Origin of the sequence: Pseudomonas sp. NBRC 111143 (genome assembly GCF_001320965.1) — a bacterium.
Taxonomy (GTDB): Bacteria; Pseudomonadota; Gammaproteobacteria; order Pseudomonadales; family Pseudomonadaceae; genus Aquipseudomonas; species Aquipseudomonas machongensis.
In genome coordinates, this window is record NZ_BCBT01000011.1 from 75,646 (window position 1) to 90,693 (window position 15,048).

13 protein-coding genes are annotated in these 15,048 nt (G+C 63.3%); 8 read left to right on the forward strand and 5 right to left on the reverse strand.

All coding sequences use genetic code 11. The annotated features are described in order from the left end of the window. Window positions 1–3: 3 nt before the first annotated feature. On the reverse strand, window positions 4–1,854 hold the full coding sequence (locus APH44_RS08980; protein WP_054892343.1) for a polyurethanase: 1,851 nt from the start codon (window positions 1,852–1,854) through the stop codon (window positions 4–6). A 249-nt stretch (window positions 1,855–2,103) separates the two neighbouring features. Here APH44_RS08980 and APH44_RS08985 point away from each other — a divergent pair, with 249 nt between their 5' ends. Both APH44_RS08985 and glsB read left to right on the forward strand, forming a co-directional pair. After that, window positions 2,104–4,077, forward strand: a complete 1,974-nt coding sequence (locus tag APH44_RS08985; protein ID WP_054892372.1) for a DNA topoisomerase III — start codon at window positions 2,104–2,106, stop codon at window positions 4,075–4,077. 115 nt (window positions 4,078–4,192) lie between these two features. Beyond that, window positions 4,193–5,113: a glutaminase B gene (glsB, locus tag APH44_RS08990; RefSeq protein ID WP_054892344.1), complete on the forward strand. Its 921-nt coding sequence runs from the start codon at window positions 4,193–4,195 to the stop codon at window positions 5,111–5,113. Window positions 5,114–5,218: 105 nt separating this feature from the next. Here glsB and APH44_RS08995 read toward each other — a convergent pair whose 3' ends face one another. Next, the gene (locus APH44_RS08995) at window positions 5,219–6,553 is read right to left on the reverse strand and encodes an OprD family porin (RefSeq protein WP_054892345.1); all 1,335 of its coding nucleotides are present in this window, start codon (window positions 6,551–6,553) and stop codon (window positions 5,219–5,221) included. Window positions 6,554–6,819: 266 nt separating this feature from the next. Here APH44_RS08995 and APH44_RS09000 point away from each other — a divergent pair, with 266 nt between their 5' ends. The 3 genes from APH44_RS09000 to APH44_RS09010 all read left to right on the forward strand — a co-directional run bounded on the left by APH44_RS09000 (window position 6,820) and on the right by APH44_RS09010 (window position 9,651). Further along, window positions 6,820–7,446, forward strand: a complete 627-nt coding sequence (locus APH44_RS09000) for a glutathione S-transferase family protein (protein WP_054892346.1) — start codon at window positions 6,820–6,822, stop codon at window positions 7,444–7,446. A gap of 177 nt (window positions 7,447–7,623) precedes the next feature. Next, complete coding sequence (locus APH44_RS09005; RefSeq protein WP_125931740.1) at window positions 7,624–8,688, forward strand: LLM class flavin-dependent oxidoreductase; 1,065 nt, start codon at window positions 7,624–7,626, stop codon at window positions 8,686–8,688. Window positions 8,689–8,697: 9 nt separating this feature from the next. Then, window positions 8,698–9,651, forward strand: a complete 954-nt coding sequence (locus APH44_RS09010; protein ID WP_054892348.1) for an ABC transporter substrate-binding protein — start codon at window positions 8,698–8,700, stop codon at window positions 9,649–9,651. A gap of 20 nt (window positions 9,652–9,671) precedes the next feature. Here APH44_RS09010 and APH44_RS09015 read toward each other — a convergent pair whose 3' ends face one another. Continuing rightward, window positions 9,672–10,817: a GGDEF domain-containing protein gene (locus tag APH44_RS09015; protein WP_054892349.1), complete on the reverse strand. Its 1,146-nt coding sequence runs from the start codon at window positions 10,815–10,817 to the stop codon at window positions 9,672–9,674. Window positions 10,818–11,041: 224 nt separating this feature from the next. On the opposite strand from APH44_RS09015, the gene APH44_RS09020 reads away from it, so the two are divergent. Together APH44_RS09020 and APH44_RS09025 are read left to right on the forward strand one after the other, a co-directional pair. Next, complete coding sequence (locus APH44_RS09020; protein ID WP_054892350.1) at window positions 11,042–11,221, forward strand: hypothetical protein; 180 nt, start codon at window positions 11,042–11,044, stop codon at window positions 11,219–11,221. 75 nt (window positions 11,222–11,296) lie between these two features. After that, window positions 11,297–11,674 (forward strand): glycine zipper domain-containing protein, encoded by a 378-nt coding sequence (locus tag APH44_RS09025; protein WP_054892351.1) that lies wholly within the window; start codon window positions 11,297–11,299, stop codon window positions 11,672–11,674. Between the two features lie 110 nt (window positions 11,675–11,784). Here APH44_RS09025 and zwf read toward each other — a convergent pair whose 3' ends face one another. Continuing rightward, on the reverse strand, window positions 11,785–13,290 hold the full coding sequence (gene zwf, locus APH44_RS09030; RefSeq protein WP_054892352.1) for a glucose-6-phosphate dehydrogenase: 1,506 nt from the start codon (window positions 13,288–13,290) through the stop codon (window positions 11,785–11,787). Next, window positions 13,287–14,315, reverse strand: a complete 1,029-nt coding sequence (gnd, locus tag APH44_RS09035; protein WP_256216585.1) for a phosphogluconate dehydrogenase (NAD(+)-dependent, decarboxylating) — start codon at window positions 14,313–14,315, stop codon at window positions 13,287–13,289. The genes zwf and gnd overlap by 4 nt, the downstream gene beginning before the upstream one ends. 160 nt (window positions 14,316–14,475) lie before the next feature. On the opposite strand from gnd, the gene APH44_RS30060 reads away from it, so the two are divergent. Next, on the forward strand, window positions 14,476–14,643 hold the full coding sequence (locus APH44_RS30060; protein WP_226938273.1) for a DUF6026 family protein: 168 nt from the start codon (window positions 14,476–14,478) through the stop codon (window positions 14,641–14,643). Window positions 14,644–15,048: the final 405 nt, after the last annotated feature.

Here is a 15,048-nt window from a genome sequence, read left to right on the forward strand (position 1 = left end):
TGCTCAGGCAATCACGATCTGCCCATCGCCAAGCCCCTGCCCCGCAATCCCCACCAACGTCACGCTATCGCGCCCGAACGACAGCACCAGGTCATCCCCCACCCGACTCAGGTGGTCACGCCAATCCGGCGCTGCCGTCCCGCCTTCAACGCCCATGAACACCAACCGGTCCTGCCCGGTGAAGTCCAGCACCCGGTCCTGCCCGAAGTGCCCGCTGAACAGAAAGGTGTCTCGTCCACCGCCGCCACTGAGCACATCATTCCCGGCACCGCCCACCAGCACATCGTCGCCTGCCCCACCCACCAGACGATCATCGCCACCCAGGCCGAACAGCCACTGGCCCTGGTTGCCGGCCACCAACTGATCATTGCCTTGTCCGCCGCTGACCGACAGGGCGTAGGGATCCAGCTTGCCGCTGCTGAGCAGCCCATTGACGGTCACTGCGTGACTGACGTCCTTGCTGAAGAACACCAGGCTGCTTTCCTTGCTCACCAGCGACTCGACATTGCGCACCTGGCTGATCCCACCCTCGGCATCACGCACATACAGCGTGCCCTCGCCATCCCGGGCTATCGAGAAGCGCGCCAGCGCGTCCCCCAGATGCAGGGTGTCATGTCCGGCGCCGCCGTCTATCAGGTTGAAACCGCCGTCGTCGCGGAAGGTGTCGTTGCCTGCGCCGCCATACAGGTAGTCGTTGCCGCGCCCGCCGCGGATCAGGTCGTCCTGGGCCGAACCGACAATGAAGGTACTGTCAGAGTGCGGCTCGGCGTTGCGATTGAGGTCCTGTACCCAGGTCGAGCCACGGGTGGCGTCGGACAGGTTGCTGACCACCACGGTCGAGTCGCGGCTGGTCCAGGGGTAGAACGGCGAATCCACTACCCGCCCCAGGCCATCGGCGTAGGCTGCCGGCAGGTGTGAGAGCCAGGTGGCGATATTGCCGATGGAAAACGGCAGCAGGTTCCACGCGTCGGAGGCGTAGTGGTCATTGAAATTGACGATGTTGTCAGTGGTCGAGGGCTTGGCGGCATCGTGCACGCCCAGGGTCGCCCAGGTCAGCGCCGTGCCGTCGAGCACACGGAACACGGGGTCGTTCTCGTAACCGATATTGAGCACCTTGTCGGGGTCGGCAGCCTGCGTGGGCGAGGCGAAGGCAACATAGCGGGCATCCTTGTAGAAGCCGCCCCAGCGCGAAGCACTGAGGTCTGCCAGGCTATTGACCGCCAGCCCGCCAAGGCTGTGGCCGCTGACGGTGATATCGGCACCTGACAAGCCGTGGGCCCTGGCGAACGTCGCGACATCGCCCAGCAGGCGGTCGAAGGCGTTACCGGCGTAGTTGCGTGCGTAGTCGGCTGGCCCCAGCGCTGCCAGCAGGTCGTTGATGGCATCGCCGAGGGTGTCGCCAATCAGATTCTCCCGCGGGCCGCTGGTGCCACGAAAGGCGATACCGAGACCAATAAGCTGACCATCGCCGGCATAACGGCCGAGCACCTCGACCTGCGCCGAGGTGTAGCCCGGTGCCTCGCCATGGAAGGTGCCACGCGCATCGGTCTTGCCCTGGTAACCCAACTGTGCGGCGCTGATTGGCGTCCAGCCAGCCGCCTTGACCTGCGCCAGCGCCTTGGCCTCGGAGTCGGGATTCCAGGGGATGCCGGGAATCACGCCCTGGCTGTCGGTGCCGCCGATCAGGGCCTTGACCAGGGTTGCCGGCAACCCGAGGCCGAAGCCGTGCTTCTGGTAGCCAGCAGAGAAACCGTCGTCGATACCATGATAGGCATAGATCGCCAGGGCCATGGCATCCTTGTAGAGCGCGTAGGAGGCAGCACCGTCGAGCTGACGGTAATCGAACAAAGGCATGATCCGACTTCCTTGTTGTGATTGGAGGGAAGGCCCACAAGCGACATCGTCCTTTGACACACCTGGCAGGCGAACGACAACGCTGGCACGGTACCGGCCGGTCATCCAAGCCCGATGCCGTGGCATTCTTGCCAAACCTGCGGACATATTTCCTGGCAATAACCTGTACATGCATACAGATAAATCTTGCCTGCGCGCCCTGTCTTGCGCATCCTAGTCGCCATCACCCTCGATGAAGCGTTCACGGCCATGCGCCTTTTTCTCTGTGAAAAGCCCTCTCAGGCAAAAGACATCGCCAAGGTACTGGGTGCCAACCGCAAGGCCGACGGCTGCTGGCAAGGCACCGATGTCTGCGTCACCTGGTGTATCGGCCACCTGCTCGAAACCGCACCGCCCGACAGTTATGACGCACGCTACAAGCGCTGGTCGCTCGATGATCTGCCGATCATTCCGGAAAAATGGAAAATGCTGGTCAAGCCCAAGACCGCCAGCCAGTTCAAGGCGGTCAAGCGTCTGCTCGGCGAGGCCCGGGAGCTGGTGATCGCCACCGATGCCGACCGTGAAGGCGAGATGATCGCTCGCGAACTGGTCGAGCATTGCCGCTACCGCGGGCCGATCCAGCGGCTGTGGCTCTCCGCGCTCGATGACGCCTCGATCCGCAAGGCGCTGGCCCGCCTGCTCCCCGGCAGCGAAACCTTCAGCCTCTATCACTCGGCCCTTGGTCGCTCGCGGGCCGACTGGTTGATCGGCATGAACATGAGCCGCCTGTTCACCCTGCTTGGTCGCCAGTCCGGTTATCAAGGCGTGCTGCCGGTAGGAAGGGTACAGACACCGACACTGCGCCTGGTGGTCGACCGCGACCGCAGCATCGCCGATTTCGTGCCCGCGCCCTTCTGGGCGATCGAGGTGCAGCTGGCGCATTCGGACCAGGTCTTCAACGCCCAATGGCGTGCACCACAAGACACCTGCGACGATCAGGGTCGCTGCCTGAACCAGGCACTTGCCCAGCAGGCCGCCACCCAGATGCAGGCCGCAGGCAGCGCACAGGTGCTCAAGGTACAGACCGAGCGTGTGCGCGAGGCCGCACCCTTGCCTTTCGACCTCGGTACCCTGCAGGAGCTGTGCTCCAAGAAATTCGGCCTTGGCGCCCAGGAAACCCTCGACATCGCCCAGGCGCTCTACGAAACCCACAAGCTGATCACCTACCCGCGCAGCGACTGTGGTTACCTGCCGCTCAGCCAGCACGCCGAGGCGCCCGCCGTGCTCGCCGCCCTGCAACGCGCCGACACGAGCCTCGCCCCCTTGCAGGCGCATCTGGAGCCACACCGCCGCTCTCGCGCCTGGAACGACGCCAAGGTCAGCGCGCATCACGGCATCATCCCCACCGCCGCCGCCAGCGATCCTGCGCGCCTGCCACCCAAGTACAAAGCGGTCTATACGCTGATCCGGGCGCGCTACCTGGCGCAGTTCCTGCCCAATCACGAGTACGATCGCACCCAGGCCGAACTGGACTGTGCCGGGCAGGCCCTGCGTGCAGTGGGCAAGCAGATCGTCGAACCCGGCTGGCGCCGCGCCCTGCCCGAGGCACTGACTCCAACCAAGGGACGCGAAGCACCACCCGCGCAAGTCTTGCCGCAACTGCGCGAAGGCGACGACTGCAGGGTCCAGGACCTGCAGCTGAAAGACCTGTGGACCCAGCCGCCGAAGCCGTTCACCGAGGGCGACCTGATCAAGGCGATGAAGAGCGTCGCCAAACTGGTCGACGACCCGCAGCTCAAGCAGAAACTCAAGGAAACCACCGGCATCGGTACCGAAGCGACCCGGGCCAGCATCATCCAGGGCCTGCTCGACCGCGGCTACCTGGTCAAGAACGGCAAGGCACTGTCCGCCACCCCCGCGGCCTTCAGCCTGATCGACGCCGTGCCACGGGCCATCGCCGACCCCGGCACCACTGCGATCTGGGAACAGGCACTGGACATGGTTCAAAGTGGCGAAATGAGCCTGGAAGAGTTCGTCACCCGGCAGTCGGCCTGGATGGACAAGCTGGTGCAACGCTGCGCGGGAATGCGCCTGACCATCAGCGGCCCGCCCCTCGCTGCCGGTGGCAAAGGTGCACCCTGGAAGAAAAAACGCCGCAGCAGCGGTAAAGGCAAAACCGCCGGCAGCAAAGCAGCGCCCCGTGCAAGCACATCCACGCGACGCCCTTCGGGCAAATCTACCTGACGATCGGCAGTGGCGGCATGACGATCACATCCTGAGGTGTGTCGCCGCCTCGTCAACGCTCGTCTTGTACAGCAGACAACCCCTGAGCCCCATCACCCGCTCCGCGCAGGCCCCCATGCAAGCATTACTGCAAGAAATCCTCGACCAGGTCCGCCCGCTGCTCAGCCAGGGCCAGGTCGCCCAGTACATCCCCGCCCTCGCCCAGGTCGACCCGCAACAACTCGGCATCGCCGTGCAGAGCCTGGACGGCCAGCTGCATTGCGCCGGCGATGCCCATACGCCCTTCTCGATCCAGAGCATCTCCAAGGTCTTCAGCCTGGTCCAGGCGATCAACCACAGTGGCGAGGATATCTGGACGCGCCTGGGCTACGAGCCCTCCGGGCAGGCGTTCAACTCGCTGGTTCAGCTGGAAGTGGAGAAAGGTCGCCCACGCAATCCTTTCATCAATGCCGGCGCGCTGGTGATCTGCGACATCAATCAGTCGCGCTATGCTACCCCGCCCTTGTCGATGCGCGACTTCGTCCGCCGCCTGGCAGCCAACCCACGCATCGTCAGTGACCCGGTCGTAGCCGACTCCGAGTACCAGCACCGCGCCCGCAACGCCGCCATGGCCTACCTGATGCAGGCGTTCGGCAACTTCCACAACGATGTCGACGCCGTGCTGCGCAGCTACTTCCATCATTGTGCGCTGTCGATGAATTGCGTCGATGTCGCCCGTGGCTTTGCCTTCCTGGCCAACAGCGGCTACTGCCCACACAGCGGCGAGCACGTGCTCAGCCCGCGCCAGGCGCAACAGGTGAATGCGATCATGGCCACCAGTGGGTTGTACGACGAGGCGGGTAACTTCGCCTATCGCGTGGGCTTGCCGGGCAAAAGCGGCGTGGGCGGCGGCATTGTCGCGGTAGTGCCGGGGCGCTACAGCATCTGCGTGTGGTCGCCTGCACTGAACGCCTCAGGTAACTCGCTGGCGGGGCTGCGGGCACTGGAGCTGCTCAGCGAGCGGATCACCGGCTCGGTGTTTTCCGCGGTGCTGTAGGCCTGACGCTTCAATCGCAGCGCACCTTGAAAAACAAACCCCACCAGGGCGGTCCCTGGTGGGGTTTGTTTTACTACAACGACCCGTAGCTGGGCTGACCTGATGTCAGAAGAAGTTGTAGGTGTAGCTCACGATCAGGCGGTTTTCGTCTTGGTCACGCTGGCCCGATACGTCGGTACGCAGCGCAGCGTTACGCCACTGCAGGCCCAGGCCCTTGAAGGTGCCTTCCTGAACGACGTAGGCCAGGCTGAAGTCACGCTCCCACTCCGAACGGTCCGAGCCCGCCGAGTTGACGTTGGTGCCCTTCAGGTAGATGGCGTTGGCGGTCAGGCCGGGTACGCCGAGAGCGGCGAAGTCGTACGCGTACTGCGCCAGCCAGGTGCGCTCGCCGGCACGCAGGAACTTGCCGATCTGCACGTCGGTGATCAGGTAGGCACTTGCACCGTCGCCCTGGTTCAGGAACGGGAAGTCGCTGGTGCCGTTGACACGCTGGTAACCGGCGCTCAGTGCGTGGCTGCCCAGCGAGTAGGTGAACTTGGCGCTCCAGGTGCGGTTGTCCACTTCACCGTTGTTCTGGTAGCCCGATGCGCGATAGCCAGCCAGGCGGCCTTCGGTGCTGGCGTTCTTGCCGTCGGAATCGCTGTAGAAGTAACGCAGGTCGGACTTCAACGAACCCACTGGCAGCGCCAGGTTGTGGGTCAGGCCCAGGAAGTGCTGTTTGTAGAAGTCGTCCAGGTTGCCGTAGTAGTACTGCAGCAGCAGGTCCTTGCTCAGCTTGTAGTCGGCACCGGCGTAATAGAAGGCGTTGCTGCGACGGTTGGAGGTGGCGGTGGCCGGGTTGCCGTTGGAGCCGGCAATGGTCAGCGACTCCATGTTAGTGCTGTTACGGCCCTTGGCATGCTCGAGCTTGCCGCCGATCAGGGTCAGGTTGTCGATCTCGTTGGAGGTGATCTGGCCACCCTCAAACGTTTGCGGCAACAGACGACCGTCGTTGTAGGTGACTACTGGCAGCTTGGGCTGCAGTACACCGAGCTTGGCTTCGGTCTTGGAGATCTTGACCTTGCCGGTTACGCCCAGGCTGCTGAAGTCGTCAACGGCGCGGCCATCGGAACCGGTCGGGAACACAGTACCGCCCTTGGCGGTGCTGGTCGGGTTGTAGTGGGTACCCTTGCCCGAATCCAGACGGAAGCCGGTCAGGCCGATGGCGTCTACACCAAAGCCAACGGTGCCCTGGGTGTAGCCGGAAGTGAAGTTGAAGATGAAGCCTTGGCCCCATTCTTCCTGCTTCGACGGGTTGGCAGTGCCATTGCGGTTGTCGGAATTGATGTAGAAGTTGCGCGCAGTGACCGAAGCCTTGCTGTCTTCCACGAAACCTGCCGCCTGCGCCCCCAGCGACAGGCTGGCCAGTGCAACGGCCACTGGCAGTGTGCATTTGTACATGTGTGCTCCTTTCTAGCTTTTCTTATAGGCCTCTCGCTGAACGCGAGGGCCGAGTTTCGATACGTTTGAACGTCACGCGTTATTACTTTAACAACAATCGAAAAAGATTTTTATTCGATTTTGCTATAGGGACCGAATGCTAGCAAAAAACCACTATCGGCAGGGAGAAAGGTTTCAGTTCCATGACCTCAGGCAGGGCTTTTACAGATACGCTTGGACGCTACAGCACACCGCTGTTTCGGCTGCTTAGCAAAAAGGATGATGACATGCTGCGAATATTGGGTAAGGCGAGTTCCATCAACGTGCGCAAGGTGCTGTGGACTTGCGCCGAAATCGACCTTCCATTCCACCGCGAAGACTGGGGTTCAGGTTTCCAGCCCACCCAAACCGCTGAATTCCTGGCCCTGAACCCCAATGCCATGGTCCCGGTAATCCAGGACGGCGACCTTACGCTGTGGGAGTCCAATACCATCATCCGCTATCTCGCCAACCGCTATGGGCAAGCGGCAGGGATATACCCGGCCGACGCGGTGGCTAGAGCGCGTGTCGATCAATGGATCGACTGGCAGGCCAGCGATCTCAATCGCTCCTGGAGCTACGCCTTCATGGCGCTGGTCAGGCAGTCAGCTGCGCATCAGGATGAACAGGCGCTCAATGCCAGCATCAGCGAATGGTCGCGACATATGCAGATCCTCGACCAACAGTTGGCAAAGACTGGCGCCTACGTTGCCGGCAAGGCGTTCTCCCTGGCAGACATTCCAATCGGGTTGTCGGTAAACCGCTGGTTCGAGACACCGTTCGAGCACCCGCACCTGCCTGCAGTGGCTGACTACTACGCGCGCCTGAGCGAGCGGGAAGGCTATCGACTGCACGGCAGAAACGGAACGCCCTGAGCGAGCAATAAAATTATTTTGCATATTAGAATATGCAAAAAATGAATTTCCATCATTTACGGCTGGCCGTTAGATTCTAAGAAGAAGCCCGGCCAGCTCGTTTTCTTCTAAACCGCTCAACGCCAGGCAACCTTGTCCCAGCAAAGGAACCCAGCAATGAGCGTCGAAATCCTCGGCATGATCACCGCCTCGCCCGGCTCGGAGGTCGACCAGCCCACGGGAGATGCGGTCGATCCGGACTACGTGCGTCGCTTCGCCCAAGCCCATGAGGCGGCCGGTTTCGACCGCATCCTGGTCGGCTATTTCTCCAACGGGCCGGAAGGCGCAGTGGTCAGTTCGTTCGCCGTCGCTGCCACCGAACGCCTGGGTATCCTGCTCGCGTACCGCCCAGGGGTGATCAGCCCGCCCCTGGCAGCGCGGCAACTGGCGACCCTCGACCAGTTCAGCAAGGGCCGTCTGGCGCTGAACGTGGTCAGCGGTGGCAATGACCAGGACCTGCAGCGCGATGGCGATTTTCTCGACCACGATCACCGCTATGCGCGCACCGGCGAATACCTCGATGCCCTGAAGGCAATCTGGACCGCCGAACATCCGGTGGACTTCGCCGGCGACTTCTACCGTTTCAACGCTGCCTCGCCCGCCGTACGGACTGTGCAGCGCCCGCATATCCCGATCTACTTCAGTGGTTCATCGGATGCCGCGGTGCGGGTCGCAGCGCAACATGCCGACACCTACATGCTCTGGGGCGAACCCCTGGCCGCCGTCGCCGAGCATATCGCCAAGGTCCGCCAGGCCGCCGCTGTGCAACAGCGCGCCCCGCGCTTCTCGGTGTCGTTCCGCCCCATCGTCGCCGATACCGAGGAGGCCGCCTGGCAGCGCGCCGCCGAGATCCTCGAGCAGGTCCGCGATGCACGCCAGAAACTCGGTTTGCCGCTGCACGACCACCAGCCCGAGAACGTCGGGTCGCAGCGTCTGCTGGCCGCTGCGCAACAGGGCGAAGTGCTCGATCAACGCCTGTGGATGGGCGTTGCCCGTCTGACTGGTGCGCGCTGGAACTCCACCGCGCTGGTCGGCACCCCCGAGCAGGTCGCCCAGGCGTTGGGCGAGTACTACAAGCTCGGCGTGTCGACTTTCCTGATCCGCGGCTTCGACCCATTGAACGACACCATCGAATACGGCAAGACCCTGATCCCCGCCATCCATCACCAGATCGAACGCCTGGACACGCGCCAGGCCAGCTGAGGAAACCCCATGAAACTGTCCCACCTGATCCGAGTCACCCTCGCCGGCCTGTTCCTTGGCACCCCGCTGACGCAGGCCATCGCCGCCGAGCAGGTCACCCTGCGCATCGGCGACCAGAACTACTACAACGTGCGCGCATCGCTGGAAGCCTCCGGGGCACTCAAGGATGCGCCCTACAAGGTCGAGTTCAAGCACTTCCAGTCGGCCGCACCGGTGGCCGAAGGGCTGGAGGCCGGTGGCCTGGACATCGGTTTTCTCGGTGACTCGGGCTTTCTGTTCCTGGCTGCCAAAGGGGCGCCCGTCAAGCTGATCGGCGTCTCACGGCAGAACCTCGACACCATCGCCCTGCTGGTGCCCAAGGACTCCCCCGCCAAGACCATTGCCGACCTCAAGGGCAAGAAGGTCGCCTACTGGCCCGGCGCCTGGAGCCAGCAGTTGACCTTGCGCGCACTGGACAAGGCCGGCCTGTCGCATGACTACGTCGAGTTCGTCAAACTGATGCCTATCGATGCCGCCGCCGCGCTGCCGCAGGGCAGCATCGATGCCTTCCCGGTATGGGAACCCTACATCTCGCAACAGATCGTGTTCTCCGGCGCGCGCAAGCTGGTCACCGCCCAGGGCCTGATGCCTGGCCTGAGCAGCATCGCGGCGCGCAACGATTCGATCGACAGCAAGCACGCCGCCATCGAAGACTTCCTGGGCCGCCTGCAAAAAGCCCGGGCCTGGGTCGGTGAGCACAAGGAAGCCTATGCCGACCTCTGGGCCAAGAAAGCCAACCTCGACCAGAGCGTCTCGCGTCACTGGATTGGTCAGGCCGACATGAGCGTGGGCCCGGTCGATGCGCAGGCGGCGAAGGACTACCAGGATACTGCCGACTTCCTTGTGCAGACCGGCACGCTGCCCAAGCCCCTGGACACTCGCGCGATCATCGACACGTCGTTCGACGGCGCGTTCAGCCAGTAAGCTGCCGGGCGCACGAAGGATCAAGCCGCCAGCCGCACCGCATTGCGCCCGCCAGCCTTGGCCAGGTACAAGGCGGCGTCGGCCTTGGCGATCAGCCGTGCCGGGGTGTCATCCTCCCCCGGCACACCGCACCAGAGCCCGACGCTGAAGCACAGCTCGATCTCCAGCCCGGCGAAGCGCGCCGGGTTCCTCGCCATGGCTTCGCGCAGGCCGTTCAGCGCCGCCAGGGCGCCTTCCCCCTCGGTTCGCGGCAACAACAGCAGGAATTCCTCGCCGCCGTAGCGCCCCAGGCTGTCGCCTTCGCGCAGCCGCTGCTGCAACTGGCGCACGCAGTGGCAAAGAACCTCGTCCCCCGCCAGATGGCCGTGCACATCGTTGATACGCTTGAAATGGTCAATATCGATCATCGCCACAGCCAAGCTGTACTGCGCCGCGCGCGCCTGCTGCAGCTCGAACTCGAAGCGTTCGAGGATGGCGCGCCGATTGCCCGTGCCGGTCAGCACATCGTGTCCGGCCAGGTGCTGCAAGCGCGATTCGCTGCGCTCCTTGGCCATCAACACCAGGCCAATGGAATACATCATCACCGTGGCCGTGCCGATCGCTACGGACACCGTCTGCTTGAGGTTGCTGGTGTCATAGCGCATCTCCTGCGCCGTACCCGCCAGCACAGCCACCACCCGCATGCCCAGCCCCACCAGGCTGATGCCGGCACCGATCACCAGCAGCAGGTGTGCCCGGCCCTTGTGCAGGGCCCGTTGACGGGCCCAGTAGAGAATCAACACGCATTGCAACATCAGCACCAGGGCCGCCAGCAGCATGCGCGGCTCCACCGTCTCGAGCAGCGAGATCAAGCCCAGCAGCATCAACAGCGGAATGGCGAAGATCGGCCGCCACGGCACGGGGCGCTCACGCACCCGGAACAGGCTCGCCGAATAGAACGCCAACGCCAATGACAGCAGGCTGTTGGCCAAGACATAGCTCACCCACAGAGGCGCATGGCCGAACAACGTGTAACAGACATAGGCCAGGGCATGGGCCAACAGTCCACAGCCGGTCAGCAGCAGGTTGTCGCCTCGATTGAACTGCCCGACCAGCAACAGACAGAAAGCCAGGATCGTCGCCACCAGCGCGACCGCAGCGAACAGCGTAGGAGTATGGGCGATCATCATGATTCACCGTGTGGCAGATGGCCGTCTTGATCGCGGCCTGCCTGACAGTCTAGGAGCCGTGCAGGCCCGCGACCATGACCCAACGGGACAGAACAGCAGCCCGCAGACACGCCGCCTATCCCTGGCGCGGTAATATTTTGTGCCACTTTGAAACCAAATGAATCCTCACCGGTCTCAGCAGTTGTCCCGAAAACCGTTTCGGATCAAGGATTTCCATCGCCATGCCACGCCTTGCCAGTTTTTCGCTGATCGCCGCTGTCGTGCTGCTCGCCGGTTGCCACAGCCATCGTCACCATGATGACGATGGCTGGCGTGACGGCGACCGCGATCGTCACCGTCATCATCACCGCGATGATCGCGATGACGACGATCGCCGCTACCGTGACCGTTATTACCGCTGAAGCGTCTCTCCAATCCCTGTCCGCCGCACGCCTGCGGCATCCAATCCTGATGATTCCTTCGAGGTTCATGAAATCATGCGTCTGACTCTGCCTTCCCTCGCCCTGGGCCTGCTGCTGTGCCAGGGAGCGTTCGCCGGTGACGGTACCGCAGCCATTGGTGGCGGCCTGGGTGGCGCCTTGGGCAACGTCGTCGGCAAGCAGATCGGCGGCAGCACGGGCGCCGCCATCGGCGCAGGCCTGGGTGGCGCAGCCGGCAGCGCCGTTGGCGCACGCAAGGGCAACCGCACCGAAGCGGCCATCGGCGGTGGCCTGGGTTCGGCCGGCGGCTCGCTGGTGGGCGCCAAACTGGGCGGCAGCAACGGTTCGACCATCGGCGCAGGCCTTGGCGGCGCGGCCGGTGGTGCGATCGGCAACCACCTGGGCGACAAGAACAAGAAGCACCGTCGCCACTGATTGACGCACGCCTGCAGGAGCAACTGCCCTGCAGGAGCGACTGTCTTGTTCAAAATCTAAAGGCCAGCCCGCTCCCACAGGGATTGGGCTGGCCTCTACTCAGCCGTCTTTCAGCCCAGACGGTGCCACTCGCGCTTGTCCCGGCTCAGCAATTCATTGCCGGCCTCGGGCCCATCCTCCCCCGCCTCGTACTCGTGCACTTCGCCACCACTGGCCCAGGCGTCGAGGAAAGGCTGTACCGCACGCCAACCATTCTCGATATTGTCGGCCCGCTGGAACAACGTCTGGTCTCCGGTCAGGCAGTCGTAGATCAAGGTTTCGTAACCGGTCGCCGGGGTCATCTTGAAGAAGTCCTTGTAGGCAAAACCCAGCTCGACGTTCTCCATCACCAGTTCAGGCCCGGGGCGTTTGGCCTGTAGATCGAACCACATGCCTTCATTGGGCTGAATCTGAATCTTCAGGTAGTTGGGCTTGGGCCGCTCCAGCTCCGACTCGCGAAACTGCGCGTAAGGCGCAGGCTTGAAGCAGATGGCGATTTCGGTGTCGCGCACGCTCATGCGCTTGCCGGTGCGCAGGTAGAACGGCACGCCCGCCCAGCGCCAGTTGTCGATCATCACCTTCAGCGCGACGTAGGTTTCGGTGCTGCTGTGCGCGTCGACATTGTGCTCCTGGCGATAACCGGCCAGCCGCTTGCGGCCCTGCTTGCCCGCCACGTACTGCCCCCGCACCGAGCTCTTCAGCGCCATTTTCTGCGACCATGGGCGGATGGCACCGATCACCTTGGCTTTCTCGCCCCTGACAGCGTCAGCGCCGAAGGCCGCCGGTGGCTCCATGGCGACCATCGCCAGCAACTGGAACAGGTGGTTGGGCACCATGTCACGCAAGGCACCGGTATTGTCGTAGAACGCGCCACGCGTCTCGACCCCGACGGTCTCGGCGGCGGTGATCTGCACGTGGTCGATGTAGTGATTGTTCCAGAACGATTCGAACAGGCCATTGGAGAAGCGGCTGACCAGAATGTTCTGCACCGTTTCCTTGCCCAGGTAATGGTCGATGCGATAGATCTGCCGCTCGCTCATCACCTTGAGCAGGCAAGCGTTGAGCGCCTCGGCGCTGGCAAGATCGGTACCGAATGGCTTTTCCACCACCACCCGGCGAAAGCCGCCCGCAGACTCGTCGAGCAAGCCCGCCTCGCCCAGGCGCTGGGCCACCTCAGGAAAGAAACGCGGCGAAGTGGCCAGGTAGAAGATGGCGTTGCCGTGACGGGTCTTGGCGATGCGCTTGCCGATCTCGGCATAGGTCGCAGGGTCCAGGAAGTCGCCGGTCTGGTAGTCCAGGCGCTTGGCCAGGCGCGACCACAGCCCTTCGTCCAGACACTTGCCTGCGCCCTCGCCGCCCTTGTCGCGCTCGATCATGAAGTCGTGCAGGCGCTCGGCGAACTGCTCGGCACTGGCCTGGTTATGATCGACCCCGACAATACGCAGGTTGCGGTCCAGCAAACCGTCACGGCTGAGGTTGTACAGCGCCGGCATCAGCAGACGCTTGACCAGGTCGCCATTGGCGCCGAACAGGAACAGCGTGCAAGGCGGCGCGGCGGGAATCGTCTGTTTGCTCATGAACCCTTCTTCTCGACATGGCCACCGAAGCCCAGGCGCATGGCAGACAGCACCTTGTCGCCGAAGGTGCCTTGCTGCTGGCGTGAGCGGAAACGGGCAAACAACGCGCTGGACAACACCGGCACCGGTACCGCCTGCTCGACTGCAGCATCGATGGTCCAGCGCCCTTCACCACTGTCGGACACCGAACCGCTGAACTGGGCCAGTTGCGGATCGGCGACCAGCGCATCGGCGGTGAGGTCGAGCAGCCACGAAGTGACCACACTGCCACGCCGCCAGACTTCGGCGATCTCCGCCACGTTCAGGTCGAAACGCTGGTCCTCGGGCAACTCGGTACCGCCCTTGCTGCGCAGCAGGTCGAAACCTTCGGCATAAGCCTGCATCAAGCCGTACTCGATACCGTTGTGCACCATCTTCACATAGTGCCCGGCACCGGGCGGGCCGGCGTGAATGTAGCCATGCTCGGCACGCCCATGCTCACCCGTGCGGCCCTGGGTGCGCGCAATGTCACCCACGCCCGGCGCCAGCGCCTTGAACAGCGGTTCCAGCCGTTCGAACACGTCCTTTTCGCCGCCGATCATCATGCAATAGCCCCGCTCCAGGCCCCAGACACCACCGGACGTGCCTACGTCCAGATAATGCAGGCCACGCGTTGACAGCTGGGCGGCGCGGCGCATGTCATCCTTGTAGAAGGTGTTGCCGCCATCGATGATCGCATCGCCTGGCTCGAGCAGCTCGGCGAGCTGGGTGATGGTCTGCTCGGTAGGGTCGCCCGCCGGCAGCATGACCCACACCGCCCTAGGCGCCTTGAGTTTCTGTACCAGCGCGCCGAGGTCATGGGCGCCCAGGGCGCCGTCGCTGCTCAGAGCGCTGACGGCGTCACGGTTGCGATCGTGTACCACGGTCTGGTGGCCTGCGCGCATCAGCCGTCTTGCGATATTGCCGCCCATGCGGCCCAGCCCGACGATTCCCAGTTGCATGTGCCGATGCTCCCCTTGCGAAAATGGATGACGAACGCGATTCAGGTGTTCAGGTTAGTCCAGCGTACCGCACGAGGGTTCACCGACGAACGGCGTGACCACCATAAACAAAAAAGTTCCCAAGGACAGGGAAAGAATTCAGAATGCGCGCCGCACGAAGCGTCTACGCTTGTTACTGTCACCAGCCAAACTGCGAGGTGTTCTCTTGGGTACCTACATGCCTGCTACTCCCCCCCAGACCCTCTATGTCACTGTGCGCCGCGACGAATTGCGCCAATTGAAGGACGAGCGCGATCAACTGCGCCAGCAGGTGGCCGAACTGAACCTGTTGCTCGAACAGGCCCGCCTGGGCAGCAAGGCTGCCGGCCTCTGATCTTTTCGCCGCGCCGCGCTCTGCGTGCGCGGCGCCCTGCCCCCCCCTCATAGCGAAAAATGCCTTCAATGGCAGCCGCCTCTCTATAAGGTCTGTCTCAGGCCACCTGGATCGCGAGCCCCCCAAGCCGGCAAACGCGCCGGCGCCGCAGCTCTAATGCGCCAACGTTTGCGCGGATCAACGGTCATGCAAATTGTGACCAGCGGGTCATCCTTCCTACCTTTCGTCCCCTACACTGACGATTCGGCCCGTGTTTTGCTCCGAAACCAGTGACGCAATCAAGTCGAACTTTCCAAAACACGGGTAGGTCAGGAAGTAAGTAGGCCACGCAAAGGGACTTCCTCACGCGTCAGCCCGCCCACCCCACACTGTCCAGGCGCCTGTTCGGCCGGAATGCCGCTCGCG